2 tRNA genes and 2 rRNA genes (1 of these 4 running past the window's edge) are annotated in these 3,384 nt (G+C 43.8%); all 4 read left to right on the top strand.

The annotated features are described in order from the left end of the window. Window positions 1-470 precede the first annotated feature (470 nt). Window positions 471-1,990: ribosomal RNA gene (locus GBH57_RS15845) — 16S ribosomal RNA — on the top strand. 180 nt (window positions 1,991-2,170) lie between these two features. Further along, a tRNA-Ile gene (locus tag GBH57_RS15840) sits at window positions 2,171-2,244 on the top strand. A 129-nt stretch (window positions 2,245-2,373) separates the two neighbouring features. Next, window positions 2,374-2,447: transfer RNA gene (locus GBH57_RS15835), tRNA-Ala, on the top strand. A 228-nt stretch (window positions 2,448-2,675) separates the two neighbouring features. Then, a 23S ribosomal RNA gene (locus tag GBH57_RS15830) occupies window positions 2,676-3,384 on the top strand; it runs 2,113 nt beyond the window's last position. The 16S and 23S rRNA genes sit together here with 2 tRNA genes alongside, the layout of an rRNA operon.

Raw genomic sequence — 3,384 nt, 5'->3', positions numbered from 1 at the left:
GAGTTGGGATTTGGATGTAAATTAAATAGTATTTTCTTTAGAAATTGTTTGGTTGCTAAGAATAAACGGTGGTATATTTGCAGCCGCTAAGAAAACGAAAGTTATTGTTTTTAGTGATTAAAATAAAGTTCTTAAATTTTTCTGAATTATTTTCTTTTAAAAGTTGTGAGGTATTAAAAACAGTTTTACATTTGCAGCCGCTAAGAAAAGTAGTTCTTTAAGAAATGATGATTTGGTAATAATTATATAACAGTTCGATTCTGTTACATCGTCAAATAGTTCTTGGAAACGGGAATAATTTATGACTTACATTTATTGTAGGGAGTTCATTGAGATATTGAAATTGACAGCGTATGTAGGTTACTGGAAACGGTAATTTACTTACAGAGAAAACTAAACTAAGTTAATTATACCTGAGAATTTATTTGAGATATAACTTTTTGGTTGTTTAATATTTTATTTAAGATTAAACGATGAAGAGTTTGATCCTGGCTCAGGATGAACGCTAGCGGCAGGCCTAACACATGCAAGTCGAGGGGTAACAGGGGAGCTTGCTTCTGCTGACGACCGGCGCACGGGTGCGTAACGCGTATACAATCTGCCTTATACTGGGGGATAGCCTTTGGAAACGAAGATTAATACCCCATAGTAAGTGAAGATGGCATCATCATCACTTTAAAGATTACGGTATAAGATGAGTATGCGTCCTATTAGTTTGTTGGTAAGGTAACGGCTTACCAAGACTACGATAGGTAGGGGCCCTGAGAGGGGGATCCCCCACACTGGTACTGAGACACGGACCAGACTCCTACGGGAGGCAGCAGTGAGGAATATTGGACAATGGGCGAGAGCCTGATCCAGCCATGCCGCGTGCAGGAAGACGGCCCTATGGGTTGTAAACTGCTTTTATACAGGAAGAAACACTCCCTCGTGAGGGAGCTTGACGGTACTGTAAGAATAAGGACCGGCTAACTCCGTGCCAGCAGCCGCGGTAATACGGAGGGTCCGAGCGTTATCCGGAATCATTGGGTTTAAAGGGTCCGTAGGCGGGCAGCTCAGTCAGTGGTGAAAGTCTGTGGCTCAACCATAGAATTGCCATTGATACTGGTTGTCTTGAATTATTGTGAAGTGGTTAGAATAAGTAGTGTAGCGGTGAAATGCATAGATATTACTTAGAATACCAATTGCGAAGGCAGATCACTAACAATATATTGACGCTGATGGACGAAAGCGTGGGGAGCGAACAGGATTAGATACCCTGGTAGTCCACGCCGTAAACGATGGATACTAGCTGTTCGAGAGCAATCTTGAGTGGCTAAGCGAAAGTGATAAGTATCCCACCTGGGGAGTACGTTCGCAAGAATGAAACTCAAAGGAATTGACGGGGGCCCGCACAAGCGGTGGAGCATGTGGTTTAATTCGATGATACGCGAGGAACCTTACCAGGGCTTAAATGTAGTCTGACAGGGGTGGAAACACCTTTTTCTTCGGACAGATTACAAGGTGCTGCATGGTTGTCGTCAGCTCGTGCCGTGAGGTGTCAGGTTAAGTCCTATAACGAGCGCAACCCCTGTTGTTAGTTGCCATCGAGTAATGTCGGGAACTCTAACAAGACTGCCAGTGCAAACTGTGAGGAAGGTGGGGATGACGTCAAATCATCACGGCCCTTACGTCCTGGGCCACACACGTGCTACAATGGTAGGGACAGAGAGCAGCCACTGGGCGACCAGGAGCGAATCTATAAACCCTATCTCAGTTCGGATCGGAGTCTGCAACTCGACTCCGTGAAGCTGGAATCGCTAGTAATCGGATATCAGCCATGATCCGGTGAATACGTTCCCGGGCCTTGTACACACCGCCCGTCAAGCCATGGAAGCTGGGGGTACCTGAAGTCGGTCACCGCAAGGAGCTGCCTAGGGTAAAACTGGTAACTAGGGCTAAGTCGTAACAAGGTAGCCGTACCGGAAGGTGCGGCTGGAACACCTCCTTTCTAGAGCTTGCATATATTTAATTATATGTGCCAAGTAAGGACGACCAAATAGTAACCTTTATTTAAACGAAGGTTTTTTAGCTTGGTTTAGCTGTCAATTTTATAATATTAAAGTCTGAATAATTAGTAAGTGGTATATCATCACTGATTACATAATTACTGATTACTAAAGGCTATTACAGTCTCATAGCTCAGCTGGTTAGAGCGCTACACTGATAATGTAGAGGTCGGCAGTTCGAGTCTGCCTGAGACTACTATTAAAGAGAAAGTATTTCTTCGGAAATGCTACGTTCATAGACACATATTGAAGGAAATTTTAGAAGTTGGGTTTGTTGCGAGTCTTGTTACTCAAAACTCATAACTAATTACTCATCTTTAAAAATGGGGGATTAGCTCAGCTGGCTAGAGCGCCTGCCTTGCACGCAGGAGGTCATCGGTTCGACTCCGATATTCTCCACAATTCCTAAGATATATATAGGATAGGTACCTGAAACAACCAAGGAAACATACTACAAATTTGTTAAAACAGTTTTCACTACCATTTTATATGTATTGTTATAACGGGAAAAACGTTCATTGACATATTGAGAATAAGAATACGAGAAAATAAATACAAGTAAAGTTTTGTTTGTTGTTTTACGACAGGCAAGACTAATTGAATAACTCATTAAAGAGCAAAAAAGTACAATAAGCAAATTAAGAGCGTATGGGGAATGCCTAGGCTCTCAGAGGCGAAGAAGGACGCGATAAGCTGCGATAAGCTGTGGGGAGGGGCACATACCCTTTGATCCGCAGATTTCCGAATGGGGCAACCCACTATATTGAAGATATAGTATCCGCAAGGAGGCAAACCCGGAGAACTGAAACATCTAAGTACCCGGAGGAAGAGAAAACAAAAGTGATTCCGATAGTAGCGGCGAGCGAAATTGGATTAGCCCAAACCAGTGTTGTTACGGCAATACTGGGGTTGTAGGACCACGACATTAGAAGCGTAATGAACTAGAATACTTTGGAAAGAGTAGCCATAGACGGTGATAGCCCGGTATAGGTAAAGAATGTGGATATAGTGGTATCCTGAGTAGTGCGGGGCACGTGAAACCCTGTATGAATCCGGCGGGACCATCCGCCAAGGCTAAATACTCCTGAGAGACCGATAGTGAACTAGTACCGTGAGGGAAAGGTGAAAAGAACCCTGAATAAGGGAGTGAAATAGATCCTGAAACCATACGCTTACAAGCGGTCGGAGCGGCTTTACGCTGTGACGGCGTGCCTTTTGCATAATGAGCCTACGAGTTACTGTTGTTAGCAAGGTTAAGATCTTTAGGATCGGAGCCGTAGCGAAAGCGAGTCTGAATAGGGCGATATAGTTAGCAGTAGTAGACGCGAAACCGTGT

Source organism: Patiriisocius marinus (assembly GCF_008974325.1).
Taxonomy (GTDB): Bacteria; Bacteroidota; Bacteroidia; order Flavobacteriales; family Flavobacteriaceae; genus Patiriisocius; species Patiriisocius marinus.
This window is presented reverse-complemented; position numbering and strand designations above follow the sequence as displayed.